Origin of the sequence: Hyphomonas sp., assembly GCF_041689225.1 — a bacterium.
Taxonomy (GTDB): Bacteria; Pseudomonadota; Alphaproteobacteria; order Caulobacterales; family Hyphomonadaceae; genus Hyphomonas.
This window is the reverse complement of record NZ_JBDNGN010000134.1, coordinates 1-13,101: the sequence shown is the minus strand read 5'-3', so window position 1 is coordinate 13,101 and position 13,101 is coordinate 1. Positions and strand designations below refer to the sequence as shown.

The 13,101-nt window shown below is 63.1% G+C and carries 15 protein-coding genes and 1 pseudogene; 3 read left to right on the top strand and 13 right to left on the bottom strand.

Annotation, left to right across the window (positions count from 1 at the left end; genetic code table 11):
- Window positions 1-162: 162 nt before the first annotated feature.
- The 7 genes from ACESNB_RS13805 to ACESNB_RS13775 form a co-directional block, all read right to left on the bottom strand.
- Complete coding sequence (locus ACESNB_RS13805) at window positions 163-303, bottom strand: hypothetical protein (RefSeq protein ID WP_373008283.1); 141 nt, start codon at window positions 301-303, stop codon at window positions 163-165.
- A 217-nt stretch (window positions 304-520) separates the two neighbouring features.
- Complete coding sequence (locus ACESNB_RS13800; RefSeq protein WP_373008281.1) at window positions 521-751, bottom strand: hypothetical protein; 231 nt, start codon at window positions 749-751, stop codon at window positions 521-523.
- A 66-nt stretch (window positions 752-817) separates the two neighbouring features.
- A complete protein-coding gene (gene dut / locus ACESNB_RS13795) occupies window positions 818-1,273 on the bottom strand; it encodes a dUTP diphosphatase (protein WP_373008279.1) in 456 nt (151 codons plus the stop codon).
- 32 nt (window positions 1,274-1,305) lie between these two features.
- The gene (locus ACESNB_RS13790) at window positions 1,306-1,818 is read right to left on the bottom strand and encodes a GNAT family N-acetyltransferase (protein WP_373008277.1); all 513 of its coding nucleotides are present in this window, start codon (window positions 1,816-1,818) and stop codon (window positions 1,306-1,308) included.
- A gap of 20 nt (window positions 1,819-1,838) precedes the next feature.
- Window positions 1,839-3,071: a bifunctional phosphopantothenoylcysteine decarboxylase/phosphopantothenate--cysteine ligase CoaBC gene (coaBC, locus tag ACESNB_RS13785; RefSeq protein ID WP_373008275.1), complete on the bottom strand. Its 1,233-nt coding sequence runs from the start codon at window positions 3,069-3,071 to the stop codon at window positions 1,839-1,841.
- 102 nt (window positions 3,072-3,173) lie between these two features.
- Window positions 3,174-3,590 (bottom strand): hypothetical protein, encoded by a 417-nt coding sequence (locus ACESNB_RS13780; protein ID WP_373008273.1) that lies wholly within the window; start codon window positions 3,588-3,590, stop codon window positions 3,174-3,176.
- A 112-nt stretch (window positions 3,591-3,702) separates the two neighbouring features.
- Window positions 3,703-5,229 carry an AarF/UbiB family protein gene (locus tag ACESNB_RS13775; protein ID WP_373008271.1) on the bottom strand — a complete coding sequence of 509 codons (1,527 nt, stop codon included), beginning with the start codon at window positions 5,227-5,229 and terminating at the stop codon, window positions 3,703-3,705.
- 80 nt (window positions 5,230-5,309) lie between these two features.
- Here ACESNB_RS13775 and ACESNB_RS13770 point away from each other — a divergent pair, with 80 nt between their 5' ends.
- A complete protein-coding gene (locus tag ACESNB_RS13770) occupies window positions 5,310-5,477 on the top strand; it encodes a hypothetical protein (RefSeq protein WP_373008269.1) in 168 nt (55 codons plus the stop codon).
- Window positions 5,478-5,488: 11 nt separating this feature from the next.
- Here the strand turns inward: ACESNB_RS13770 and ubiE are convergent, their stop codons facing one another.
- The gene (gene ubiE / locus ACESNB_RS13765) at window positions 5,489-6,274 is read right to left on the bottom strand and encodes a bifunctional demethylmenaquinone methyltransferase/2-methoxy-6-polyprenyl-1,4-benzoquinol methylase UbiE (RefSeq protein WP_373008267.1); all 786 of its coding nucleotides are present in this window, start codon (window positions 6,272-6,274) and stop codon (window positions 5,489-5,491) included.
- Window positions 6,275-6,322: 48 nt separating this feature from the next.
- On the opposite strand from ubiE, the gene mutM reads away from it, so the two are divergent.
- Window positions 6,323-7,168 (top strand): bifunctional DNA-formamidopyrimidine glycosylase/DNA-(apurinic or apyrimidinic site) lyase, encoded by an 846-nt coding sequence (gene mutM, locus ACESNB_RS13760; RefSeq protein ID WP_373008265.1) that lies wholly within the window; start codon window positions 6,323-6,325, stop codon window positions 7,166-7,168.
- Here mutM and ACESNB_RS13755 read toward each other — a convergent pair.
- A complete protein-coding gene (locus ACESNB_RS13755) occupies window positions 7,165-8,367 on the bottom strand; it encodes an FAD-dependent oxidoreductase (protein WP_373008263.1) in 1,203 nt (400 codons plus the stop codon). The genes mutM and ACESNB_RS13755 overlap by 4 nt on opposite strands.
- Before the next feature lie 87 nt (window positions 8,368-8,454).
- On the opposite strand from ACESNB_RS13755, the gene ACESNB_RS13750 reads away from it, so the two are divergent.
- Window positions 8,455-9,183, top strand: coding sequence for an SDR family NAD(P)-dependent oxidoreductase (locus ACESNB_RS13750; protein ID WP_373008261.1), 729 nt, complete (start codon window positions 8,455-8,457; stop codon window positions 9,181-9,183).
- 10 nt (window positions 9,184-9,193) lie between these two features.
- Here ACESNB_RS13750 and ACESNB_RS13745 read toward each other — a convergent pair whose 3' ends face one another.
- From ACESNB_RS13745 to ACESNB_RS13730, 4 genes and pseudogenes are all read right to left on the bottom strand, one after another.
- Window positions 9,194-10,990 (bottom strand): DUF885 domain-containing protein, encoded by a 1,797-nt coding sequence (locus ACESNB_RS13745; protein WP_373008259.1) that lies wholly within the window; start codon window positions 10,988-10,990, stop codon window positions 9,194-9,196.
- Between the two features lie 113 nt (window positions 10,991-11,103).
- Window positions 11,104-12,273, bottom strand: a complete 1,170-nt coding sequence (locus ACESNB_RS13740; protein ID WP_373008257.1) for an acyl-CoA dehydrogenase family protein — start codon at window positions 12,271-12,273, stop codon at window positions 11,104-11,106.
- Window positions 12,274-12,303: 30 nt separating this feature from the next.
- On the bottom strand, window positions 12,304-12,615 hold the full coding sequence (locus ACESNB_RS13735) for a DUF3667 domain-containing protein (protein WP_373008285.1): 312 nt from the start codon (window positions 12,613-12,615) through the stop codon (window positions 12,304-12,306).
- Window positions 12,616-12,869: 254 nt separating this feature from the next.
- Window positions 12,870-13,101: pseudogene (locus ACESNB_RS13730) on the bottom strand (hypothetical protein); the annotation flags it as partial.

The following is a 13,101-nucleotide window of genomic DNA, read 5'->3' as shown; positions in this document are numbered from 1 at the left end:
GCGCACGGCCCAGAAACACACAATCGAAGACGTCATCCATGAAACCGGAAAAATCGTGAAGACCATCAGCTCATCCGAATGCCAAAACTATATCACAGGAGCGGGTTATGCTTCCGCCAAAAACTGAAACGCTCTAGGCGATCACGCCAAATGACTCCAGGATCAGCCGGACACCGAGGATTTTCCGAACCAGCGCGCAAAGACACGGCTGGCGAAATCGGCTTGGCCCGCTGATGCGTCTGCGGGCTCGAACGTCGTCGGTGGCATGGAAAAGGCGGAGGCGTCGGTCTTTTCCTGACGCATACTGAGCTCAGCCTCAAGGAAAGCCTGAGCTTCAGGGGAGCGATTTCTTGACGGATGCGCAGGTTTCGGGAAGACGCCAGCCGACGCGCTGTGTGCTTTTTTCTTCCCAAAAGTCTCCATACGGTGACCCTCCGTTTAGCTCCTCTTTTACAGGTGAGGCTTTAGTATCCCGTGAACCGCAATGGGACAATTTTGCGGTCAGCGTTAACGGAATCAATCAGGCGAGCTTGCGGATGTCCTCAGCGAGCTGGCGGTCATTGTCGGTGACGATCTTTTCGAGCACGTGGACCCGTTCCTTCAGCCGGTCGATATCGGCCCGCATACGCACAACATCCTTTTTCGATGCCGCGTCTGCCTGCTGGTTCTGCTTCATCTTGAAATAATTCTTCATGACCCCGGCGCCGACGGAAATCAGCACGATGATCACGACCATCTGAAATGGATCCATTTGTAGCACCTCCAAGCATTATCGATATTCGATATATGGGCAGAATACCGCCCGTTGCAAGGCCTATTATTGTCCTGTCGATCCGAAACCACCAGCCCCGCGGTCGGTTTCATCCAGGCCATCGACCTGTTTCCAGCCGAGTTGCGTGACCGGCGCCAGCACCAGTTGGGCAATCCGCTCACCCCGCGCGACAGTGAAAGGCGCTTCGCCGAGATTGACCAGGATGACCTTGATCTCGCCGCGATAATCGCTGTCAATCGTGCCCGGCGTATTGAGGCAGGTGAGGCCATGCTTGGCGGCGAGGCCGGAACGCGGGCGCACCTGGATCTCGTAGCCTTCGGGGATGGCCACACTGAGGCCCGTCGGGACCATGGCCCGGGCACCCGGCATCAGCACCAGCGCATCGTCGGCCGGCACTGCCGCACGCACGTCCATCCCGGCTGAACCGGAGGTCTCATAGGCGGGCAGGTCGAGTCCCTCGAAATGGGGCAGCGGACAGATGTTCACGGTGACTTTTTTCATGATCGCAGGCGTGTTTGAGTCGCGCGCCTGAGTCAAGCCAGCGGGCGCGCAAGATAGACGACTTCCTTCATATCGTCCGCATAGCTGCGTCGGCCGATCTCCCGGAAGCCGAGGCGGTCATGGAAGCGGATCGAGCCGGGATTGGGCGGGCGCAGGTTCACTTCGCAGGTGATCCATGACGTCGTTCCAGCATAGGCGTCGAATGCGGCCGCATAGAGCGCCTCGCCGATCCGCTGCCCCCGCGCCGTTTCGGCAATGGCTATGCGGTCGACATAGATGAAATCGTCGCCCCAGGCTTCGAGCCAGCGGAGGTTGGCACTGGTGTATTCCATGGTGCCGGGGGGCAGCAGGTTGATGAAACCGAGCAGGCGCCCGTCATTGTCCACCGCCACTCTGGCGTCGCTGAGTCCCAGCCATTTTCCGAGAGTCGTTTCCGTCTCATCACCAACGCCGGGCACACCGGCCTGGTTGATGACGTAAAGTTCGGGCAGGTCGGATGGTTCATAGGCGCGAATGATCATGGCGGGCGAGTGCGTCAGCACCACGCGCGAGTCAAGGCGCGCGCCTATTCCGCCGCGAGACGCATGCCGCCATCATCACCAGTCAGCTCCGCAGCGACCCGGCGAGCCAGACGGCGGGCCACATCGTCCTTGCCCATGCGGGGCCAGTGCTCCGATCCGTCATGCGAGATTAGCAAGACCTCATTCTCGGCGCCGCCCATGACATCCCCGGACACGTCATTGGCAACAATCCAGTCGCAGCCTTTCCGGTCGAGTTTGGCGCGCGCAAAGTCTTTGACATCATGTGTCTCGGCGGCAAAGCCGATCACGAGGCGCGGCCTGTGCTTGCGCTTGTTCGACAGGGTCTTGAGGATGTCCGGATTCTCGGCGAGTTCCATGGAGGGGGCCTCGCTGCCCGCGCCCTTGATCTTGAGCTTCTTGGTGGCGGCCCGCGCTGGGCGCCAGTCGGCGACAGCGGCGACGGAGACAAACACATCGGCAGGCAAGGCCTCTTCGCAAGCCTTCAGCATCTGGCGCGCGGTCTCCACCTTCACCAGCGTCACGCCGCGCGGCGGCGCAAGCGAAACGGGACCGGACACGAGTGTGACACTCGCCCCCTGCGCGGCCAAGGCAGCGGCAATGGCATAGCCCTGACGACCGGAGGAGTGATTAGAGAGGTAGCGCACGGGATCGAGCGGCTCACGTGTCGGGCCAGCCGTGACGAGTGCGTGGAAACCGGACAAGCTCCCCTGCCCCTGACCTTCAAGCTGGGCTTCGATGGCCGCAACAATGGCGGGCAGCTCCGGCAGGCGGCCGGGACCGAACTCACCGCAGGCCATGGCGCCTTCGTTCGGCTCCATCACGATCATGCCATCGGCGCGCAGCTGGGCAACATTGCGGATCGTGGCCGCGTGCTGCCACATGCGCACGTTCATCGCAGGCACCATGAGGACCGGCTTGTCTGTCGCCAGCAGCATGGTTGAGGCGAGATCATTGGCGAGGCCCGCATTGGCCTTCGCCATCAGGTCTGCTGTGGCCGGGCAGACGACCACGAGGTCGGCCGAGCGCGAGAGCTGGATATGACCCATCTCGGCTTCTTCATCCAAGTCGAAGAGCTCGGTATAGGCCTTGTCGCCGGACAGCGCCGACACGGAGAGCGGCGTCACGAATTCCTGGCCTGCCTTCGTCACGATACAGCGACTCGCAATGCCGCGCCGGCCGAGCTCACGGATCAGCTCAAGGCTTTTGTAGGCGGCGATGCCGCCGCCGATGACAAGGAGGATGCGCTTCTGTTCCATGGGCCTTCAGATAGGTTGCTGACGCCTTCTTAGCGCAAATTCCTTGCACAAACTCCACAAAACCCCGTGAAAACGCGGCGACTGGTAAAGAATTATGCCGATTCAGTCAGGATTTCGGCGCGCCCGGATGGCGCGAACCGACTGTGGTGCATAGACGATCACGGTCTTGTAGGGATTGCGCGGTGGTTTCTTGAGGCGGATCACGGTCTTTCCGGTGAGTGCCGGATCGGCATGTTCGGTGCCTACCTTGCCAGTCTGCGTGACAGACCCGCCCCGGAACACGCGGATGCTGCTTGATGGCTGATCACGTCGGTGGGCGACGGTGATGATCCGGGTCGGGCTGGACGCGGTGGAGGCGGCGCGGCGCGGTCCGCCCAACAGGTCCGGGGCTGACCAGACGGCTGATTGCGGGAACAGGCCAGCGTGTTCTGCGGGTGTACCCACACGGATAAGGTCGCGGGCCAGCGCCTGTTGCGCGAGCAGTATGAGGCTTGCAGCGGCAAACAGGAATGGCTTCATGACGCGTCCCTTCCGACTCGGAAAGGCAAAGCGTACTGCATTCGTTAACGCGGATTAAGGACTTACACCCTGCGCGGGAATGATGCCTGCGCATTACGCCATCGGCGGCTAGTCAGCCGAGGCTGGCGATACCGGCATAGGCGATCAAGGCGAGAATGGTGATGAGGCCGAACCATCCCCACCAGGGGGCGAAGCGGTCGCGAGGGGGTGGCAAGGGCGTGGCAGGTCCAGCGAGCGAGGCCTCGAACCGGTCCATGACTTCCGGCAGGCGTTTCAGCCGGTTGGTCACTTCCCGCAGGTTGCCGCTGATCAGGCGCGCCGCGCCCTCCGGCCCGAAACTGCGCCGCACCCAGGCCCCGACAACCGGCTCGGACGCATTCCAGATATTGTGCCCGGGATCGATGCCGCGGGCGACGCCCTCGACCTGGACCATGGTCTTCTGGAGGAGAACGAGTTCCGGACGCATCGCCATGCCGAACGTGTGCGTATAGTCGAACAGTTGCAGGAGCACGCGGCCCATGGAGACCTCTTCGGCTGGCTTGCCATGCACCGGCTCGCCAATCGAGCGCAGGGCCTGCGCAAAATCGCCGACGGACTGGGTCGACGGGACGTAGCCCGCCTCGAAGTGGACTTCCGCGATACGCGTATAGTCCCGCTTCAGGAAACCCCAGAGGATTTCAGCGAGGAAACGCCGCTCGGTCATGCCGATGCGGCCGATGATCCCGAAATCGACAAGGGCGACCTTGCCTTCCGGCGTGATGATGATGTTGCCTTCGTGCATGTCGGCATGGAAAACGCCGTGCTCGATGGCATGGGTCAGGAAGCCGCGCGTGATGTCATTGGCCAGCGCAACCCGGTCGATGGCAGAATTTGCCAGCGCGGCCGGGTGCGTCAGCGGTGTGCCTTCCACCCAGTCGGTCGTCAGCACACGCCGGCCTGTCCGAGCCCAATCGACCTTCGGGACCTGAAAATAACCGCTCTTTTCGCTGAGTTCCCGCATCTCGTCGGCGCCGCCGGCTTCGAGGCGAAGGTCTGTTTCGCGCATCATGGCGGCAGCGATGGTATCGGTGAAAGCGACCGGCTTGAGGCGGCGGCTTTCGACGGACACCCCTTCAATCGTGCGCGCGGCCCGCTTCATGGCGGACAGTTCGCGGGTCAGCTGGCCTTCAATGCCGGGCCGCAGGATCTTCACAGCGCGAGCGCCACCCGCCGTCTCCATCCTGTGAACCTGGGCGAGCGAGGCGGCGGCAATGGGCGGCCCGAGATCGGGGAAGAGACGGTTCGCCTCTTCCAGTCCGAATTCCTCGACCAGTGCGGCACGGGCCAGTTTTCCCGAAAATGGCAGCAGCTTGTCTTTCAGGCGGCTGAGATCGGCAGTCACTTCCGAGCCGAATACGTCCGGGCGCGTCGCCAGAAACTGGCCGAGCTTGATATAGGCGGGACCGAGTTTCTCGAGGGCGCGGGCGAGGCGTTCGCCCGGGCGTCCACGGGCACCGCCGCCGAACACACGCAGGACGCCTCCAGCAATGCGCGCCGGGACCGGCAGGCGCGACTGGTAGTCCGCTGGCAGGATAACGTCATGCCGGGCCAGCGACGTGCCCGCCCGCATCAGGCGCAGATAGTCGGATACGGCGCCCATCAGCGAGCGCTGTCCGGACGGGAACCATCCCGAAGACTGTAGCGTTGTAGACCTGAAACTAACAAAACAAGGGGCCTGTCATGGCTGACTCAAACACGAATTCGAACGGCTTTCTGTATTTCCTGGTGGGAGCGATCCTGGTGGGCATGGTGGGTTTCGGCGTGTACTGTTTCACACAGGACAACAGCGCCAATGCCGATCTTCAAATCTCTGTCGGCGACGACGGCATCAAGGTCGATGGTAACTAAATAGTTTCGCATCAGACCGCCCAGCCAAAGTGCAGGGCGGCGATGCCGCCGGAAAAATTGATGACGGAAACGCGGGCAAAGCCCGCGTTTTCCATTTCGGACCGGAAGGTTTCCTGATCCGGGAACTGACGAATGGATTCAACGAGATACTGGTAACTTTCCTTGTCGCCAGCGACGAGGCTGCCAAGGAGCGGGATCACGTTATAGCTGTATGTGTCATAGGCGGCCTGAAGCGCAGGCGCGGTCATATGACTGAATTCAAGAATGCCCAGGCGCCCGCCCGGCTTCAGCACGCGGCGGAATTCCTCCAGGCCCGCGACCCTGTCTGCGAAATTGCGGATGCCGAATGACACCGTAACCGCATCGAACGTACGGTCGGGGTATGGCAGGCTCTGGCCATCGGCGCAGACCCAGTCGAGCCGGCCGTCCCATTTCGCATTGTCGGCGCGCGCTTTGCCGGCTTCCAGCATCGCATCATTGATATCGCAGACGATGGCTGTGGCCTTGTAGGCGATGCCGCGCCGCTTGCCGGCCTTGTCGGCCAGTTCGAGGAAGGCCCGCGCCAGTTCGCCCGTGCCGCCCGCCACATCAAGGTGGCGCTCGCCCGGCTGGGGGTTCAGCTTGTTCATCGCGTCATGCTTCCAGAGCCGGTGCACACCTGCGGACATAAGATCGTTCATCAGGTCGTAACGCGAGGCGACCGAACGGAATACGCCCTTCACCCGGGCGACCTTCTCGGACTCCGTCACCTCTTCGAACCCGAAAAAGACCTTGCGCTCTGTTTTCGTCTCTGACATGCGCGCCACCATAGTTGCCCTGACTGCCATAGGCTATATGCGATAAGAATGCCTGAATTACCTGAAGTCGAGACAGTTCGCCGCGGACTTGCCCCTGTCATGGAGGGCCGGACGATCCTGTCCCTGCTGCAGAACAGGCCCAACCTGCGCTTCCCCTTCCCCGACCGGTTCGCCGAGCGTGTCAGCGGCGCGCGGATCGAGCGGCTGGGGCGGCGCGCGAAATTCCTGACGGCCGATCTCTCGACAGGCGAAGTGCTGGTCATGCACCTTGGCATGACCGGGCGGTTCACCGTGGGCGGCGGCGACACGGCGGACTTCCACCACGCGACAGGCGGGGATGCGCGCCATGACCATGTCGTCTTCCACATGGAAGACGGGCAAACCGTTACCTATAATGATCCGCGCCGGTTCGGCTTCATGGAGCTGTGGCCTGCTGCGACATTCGATGCCTATCCGAGACTGATCGCGATGGGACCGGAGCCGCTGTCGAACGGTTTCTCGGCGGCCTACCTGGACACGGCACTGAAGGGCAAGGCAACGCCGATCAAGTCGGCTCTGCTCGACCAGTCGATCATCGCCGGCCTCGGTAATATCTATGTCTGCGAGGCGCTGTACCGCTCCGGCATATCCCCGAAGCGCAAGGCATCCAGCATTCCCGGCCAGCGCGCGGCGCGGCTGGCGCCTGCGATCAACCAGGTGATTGCCGAGGCGATCGATGCGGGCGGATCGTCAATTTCGGACTTTGCCAGCGCCAGCGGGGAGCTCGGCTATTTCCAGCATAGGTTCGATGTCTATGACCGCGAGCACAAGCCGTGCAAGACCTGCAGAGTCAATGTGAAACGGATCGTGCAGTCCGGGCGGTCGAGCTTTTTCTGCAGCACCTGCCAGCGCTAACGACCGGGCTTCAGGCCCAATTTCCAGAGCGGCGCACAGAGGCCGCCAGACACCATCGCCGCCAGGACCTGCGGGCCGGGCCAGATGCGGCTGACGGGCGCGGCGAGCCAGTCGCGCAGCCAGGGCAGGACACGTGAGTCAGATTGGTAGACCGGCGTGAACAGGAAACTCATCAACTGGAACAAGCGCACATGGCCCGCGCGCATGCGGGTATAGTCCGCAAGTGCATCACGGGCATCCTGCTTGCGGCCAATGGCGCGGGCGAGCGCGCAGGCATCGAGCAGGGCCATGTTGGCCCCCTGCCCCAGTTGCGGGCTGGCGGCATGCCAGCTGTCGCCGAGGTGGACCATGCGGCCTGACACGGCGGGCCAGTGCGTCCGGTGGCTGTAGCGGGCAAAGGTGAGGTCGGTGTGGGTCTTGAGGGGGGCAAGGAGGGGTTCGGTCTCCGGCCAGAGGGCGAGCGCCGCATCCCGCCAATGGGTCAGCGGGGCGGCGCGCCAGGCCTCATGGTGGTCGCCGCGAATGGACCAGAAATAGGTGACGGTCTTCGGCGCGCCCTCGGCCACGCTGCCGGACGGCATGACGCCGGCCATGCGGCTGGCAGCCTCGTAGCGCTGTTCGAGCGCGTCTTCGTGAAATGGTCCGGGTTTCGGCCAGGGCAGCGTCGCCCAGAGGGCGCCATAGGGCAGGTCCCGGCGCGGCGATGAGGCCAGCACCGACCGTACGCCGAGGGCATCGACGATCAGGTCGAACGGCCCGTGTGCGCCGCCGCCGGAATCGATAAGCGTGGCATCGCTCGGATTAGCGGCCGTGATGCGGGTCGATGGCACAAGGCGCGCGCCTTCGGCGAGCGCTGCGCCGTGGACGAGATTGAACAGAGCCGGGCGCTGGATCGACACGCCCATCAGGGCGGGCCTGAGCGACTCATAGCGCACATCCAGGACAGTGCGACCGGACGGATTCGACAGGCCATAGAGGCGCTGAATGGGGGCGCCTAGCGCTTCGGCCTCTGTACGCAGGCCGAGTTCATGCAGGATCGTGAGGCCGGTCTCCTGCAGGATCAGTCCGGAGCCGACCGGTCCTGCGATATCGAACTGGTCGAACACCGTGACGCGGTGGCCGTCGCGGGCGAGAAAAGCCGCAGCTGCCAGACCGCCGATGCCGGCGCCCGCAATACCGATGCTGAGCGGCGTCGCCAATCCTATCGCCTCCCTTTAGCGCCGTGCCCTTGGCAACGGTGACACCCTAGGCGAGGGTTGCTGGCAGCAGCAAGAGGATGGCAGGCGATGGCAGGTGCAGCACTGATTATCGGCGCAGGCGATGCAACAGGCGGCGCGATTGCACGGGCCTTCGCGAAAGAAGGGCTAACGGCGTGCGTGACCCGGCGGGCCAGGCATGTCGACCAGTTGGAAGACCTGGTGGCGAGTATCGAGGCACAGGGTGGCAAGGGCCGGGCATTCGGCGTCGATGCGCGCGACGAGGACCAAACGGTTGCCCTGTTCGACCAGATCGAAGCCGAGGTCGGCCCGCTGGAGGTTTGCGTGTTCAATATCGGGGCGAATGTGCGCTTCCCGATCCGCGAGATGACGACGCGCGTTTACCAGAAGGTCTGGGAGATGGCAGCGTTTTCAGGCTTCCTTGCCGGGCGTGAGGCGGCGCGGGTGATGGTGCCGCGCGGACGGGGCACGGTGATCTTCACCGGCGCGACAGCAGGGGTACGCGGGGGTTCAGGCTTCTCGGCATTTGCCGGCGCCAAGCATGCCTTGCGTGCGCTCGGCCAGAGCATGGCGCGCGAGTTGGGACCGCAGGGCATCCACGTTGCGCATGTGGTGATCGATGGCGCTATCGACAGCCAGTTCATCCGCGACACCCTTCCGGACGCCTCAGACCGCAAGGAACGCGACGGCCTGCTGCTGTCGGACGAGATTGCCAAGAACTATCTCTGGCTGCACGGCCAGCACCGATCGGCCTGGACCCATGAAATGGATCTCAGGCCGTGGTGCGAGACGTGGTAGCGATAGCGGCCTAGAAGACCGCTTTCACCGCATCCTCTTCCATCATCTTCTGGCGCACCAGCGGGATGGGCGGGCCACCATAGGACAGGAACTCGTCATGGAAGACTTTCCAGCCTGACCGCGGATCATCCGGGAAGTGTGACGCTGTCCAGTCATTGCGCAGCTTGCGGATCATCAGCTTGCCCATCGTATAGTTGAGATAGGCAGGGTCATAGGTGCCGCGCGCTGCCTGCTGGGTCGAGTTTCCGGCATCCTGATAGCATTCATCCCGGAAGAGATTGTAGCTATCCGCCACCGTCATGCCTTCGGCATGCAGGCCGATGGCCGAGAGGTAGCGACAATCGCGCAAAAGGGCATTGGAGAGCTGACCGATACGGGTTTCCGGGTCGCCGTCATGCAGGCCCGCCTCGATTATCATTTCCTCGGTATAATGGGCCCAGCCTTCGGCGAAGGCATAGCCGACGAAGAGCTTTCCGAGCACGGATTTGGACCGGTTCGCATGCAGGAAATTCAGGAAGTGGCCGGGCCAGACTTCGTGAATGCTGGTGCCGAGCAGGTCCATCTTGCCGGGAATATAGGCGGCGCGGGTTTCGGCGTCCCAGGACGGGTCTGGCGGCGAGATATAGTAGACCGATGGCAGGCCTGTTTCGTAAGGTCCCGGAATGTCGATATAGGCGGAGTTCTGCCGGTTATACGGTGGCGACTCTTCGACCAGCGCCTGTTCGGTGCCGGGGATTGAAACGATGTCGTTTGCAACGAGGAAGGCGCGCAGTTCAGGCAGCTGTTCGCGGGCCTCCTCGACCGGGCCGACGGCCGGCTTGTTGGCACCCATCTTTTTCATGCAATCGCCAAGGCCGAGGCCCGGCGCGTAGACGGTGCAGGCGTCCTTCAGGGCGGCCTGATTGCGTTTCAGGTCTGCTACCCCGATGGCCCTCAATTCGGCCAGCGGGATATCGACGGCCTCGGTGAGGCGGACCATGTTGGAGAATTTTTCCGCGCCGAGGGCGAAGCCGTCCGGCGTGGCCGGGACAGAACCAATATGATCAGACAGGTGCTGCATGGCGGTTGCCGCGTCGGCGGCAGCAGCATCGAACGCCGCTTGCAGGGCGTCATTCTTCACCTCGGCGAAAGCAGCCTTGGCATCGCCGGAATAATACTCGGCAAAACCGCCAAAGCCCGCCTGACCGTATTTCAAATAGGTTTCCGGCAGCGGCAGCTTGAGGTTGGCTTCGATCTGGGCGGCGGCGGCGGGCACGTTCTTCGCGTAGGCAATGAAGGCCTTCATCCGCGTTTCGGCATCGGCATAGGGCCGGGCGATATAGACGTTCGGATCAAGCGCCGGGACGTAAAAGTCCGGGTTCCTGTGCGGCCAGTCGGCTTCTGTCAGCCAGAAGAGTTCTCCCTGCAGGACGTGAACAAGGTAGTCCCGTTCGAACGCCTGTTCAGGAGTCAGCCCAGCGACGTCAAGCGCCAGTGCATCGGCAATCGCCTGCTCGCGCTGGTCGCTTGCGGCCTTGAGGCCTTCGGGCGACCAGTCAGGCAGCTGGCCGTCGAATCCGTGGCGACCCTGATAGACGGCGAAATTGGGATTGAGCGGGAAATAGCCGTCGAGGAAGGTCGAGAGGAAGGCGCCCCATTCGCTGCTGGTGTCGATGGCCATCGGATCGGCGGCAGGGGCTTTTTCCGGCAAGGGCGGCGGTGTCGCCGCGACCGGCAAAGGCAGGATTGTCTCGTCGACCGCACTCGTGCACCCGGTGGCCGCAAGCGCGACCAGCGAAACAGCCATCATAACTCCGCGAATTTTCATGGGATGTCCTTCATGTATGGCGGCGCAAGGCGCACGCATTTTGTTATATGATTGCATGTCTGACGCAGACCCCGCCAGTCACAATCTTCCGGTTTTTGCAGTGCGTCGGAGACCTAGACCATGCCACCATCGGTCGGCAGGCCGAACAGGATGCGACCGGTCAGTTCCCATGTCGATGGGGCCGTGACGATATGCTGGGTGATGGCATGGGCATCGCGGAACCGGCGCTGCAGGTCGGAGGATTCGAACAGGGCCGCGCCGCCGCCAAGGTCATAGAGCGAACGGCAGATGTCGGCGCCGGTCCGCGTCATGTGGGTGCAGGCCATGCGCAGGGCCGCGCGGCGCTCCATCGGGATGGCGCCCTCCCCTGTCGCGACGACCCATGTCTGGTCAATCTCGCTGAAGAGATAGGCGCGGGCCGCGCGCCAGGCCGCCTCACATTTTGCGAACTCGGCTTGCATGGTCTGGCGTTCGGCGAGGGTCTTGGACGAGCCCTGCGATTTCTTTGCAGTGGCCAAAGCGGCAAAAGCATCCAGCGATCCGCGCGTGTTGCCTAGTGCAACCGCGCAGACGCCAAGCGACAGGAGGCCAAAGGCCGGGAACTTGAACAGCGGGCCTATTTCATACGGCGCGTCTGACACCAGCGATACCGAGCGCGCCTTGGGCACGCGAATGTCCTTCACTTCGATATCGCCAGAACCTGTGCCTTTCAGGCCCATGACGTGCCAGGTGTCGAGCAGGGTCGCGTCAGACGCCGGGAAGACCATCATGCGCGCATCCGGCGCGCCGGAGGGCAGGCGCTTCATCTCGCCATTTTCCCAGATCGTGCAGCCACCGCAGAGCCAGGTGCAATTAGCCGAGCCGGAACCCCACTGCCAGCGCCCGGAGACGCGGTAATCGTCGCCCTCGTCGACGGCCTTGCCCATGGGCGCGAAGACGCCGCCGGTGATGATGTCCGGATCGGAATAGATCTCGCCTGCGGTCGCCGGGTCCATATAGGCGGCGTTCATCGCGGTCGTGGCACCGATCATGGCGCACCAGCCGGCGCTGGCATTAGCCGTCGCCACCGCTTCAACCGTTTCGACAAAATCGTGCGGCGCCAGTTCCAGGCCGCCAAAGCTCTTCGGCGTGATCGTACGGAACACGCCCGCCTTGGCCAGTTTCGTGGCAAGATCAGCCGGCAGGCGGCGCACCTCTTCCATCTCGGCCGCGCGGGCAGCAAGTTCAGGTGCGAGGGTGCGGACATTGGCGAGCAGGTCAGTGTGCATGTGTGTGTCAGGCATCGCCGGAGACTAGACCGGATTACAGGCGCGTCAAAGCGTCAGTTCGTCATGATACTTGGGCGGGGCCGCGTGACGCCACGATAGGGTGAGCGCTGAGCGCAAAGTCAGGTCGCCGTCCGTGTAGGACTGCTCGATAGCGGCCCGGGCTTGCTCAAAGTTCTGCGCGCCCTCTGGCACGAACGCAATGCGCTGCCCCATCACGAGCGGAAGGAGCACGAAGAGGACGAGCGATGCGAGCACATAAAGGCGCAAGGGCGGAATGAAGCGGGCGCGCTGACCGTCAAGATAGGCGCGGGTCATGCGACCGGGTCGAATCAACGGGTCCGGCAGGGTGCGCGCAATCCGTCCATCTATCGAAAACAGCGTTTCAAGGCTCTCCCCGAGCAGAGCTCAGCAGGTTCGTCTGAGACTTTGGGCGCTCTGCCCGCAATCGGGGCAATAGTTGCCTTCAAGCGCCTTGCCACAATTCAGGCATCGTGCGTCGTGCGGGCCACCCTTCCCGTCCGCGAGTTTTACGGCGGCGTCTGCGGCAGCGTGCGCTATGGCCCCGTCGACGGCCTCTCCCAGCGAATCACTCATGTTCGTCCCCCAAGGGTCTAGCGAAAAACCAACGGCTTCTTCGCCATAAACCGGCGTGTTGCCGCATCATAGCGCAATATCTGACCCAAAGGGGCAAGCCCGTAGGTTTGCGCGCGGAGGAATTCCATTAGGCCCTTGCGCTTGCCAGCGTCCTTGATGGCCTCTGGTGTGAGTGTCTCTCCGATGACGACCGGCAGCGCGGTGCCCATGCGGCGCCTGACTTCGCGGAAGACAAGCGCGAGGCGCAGT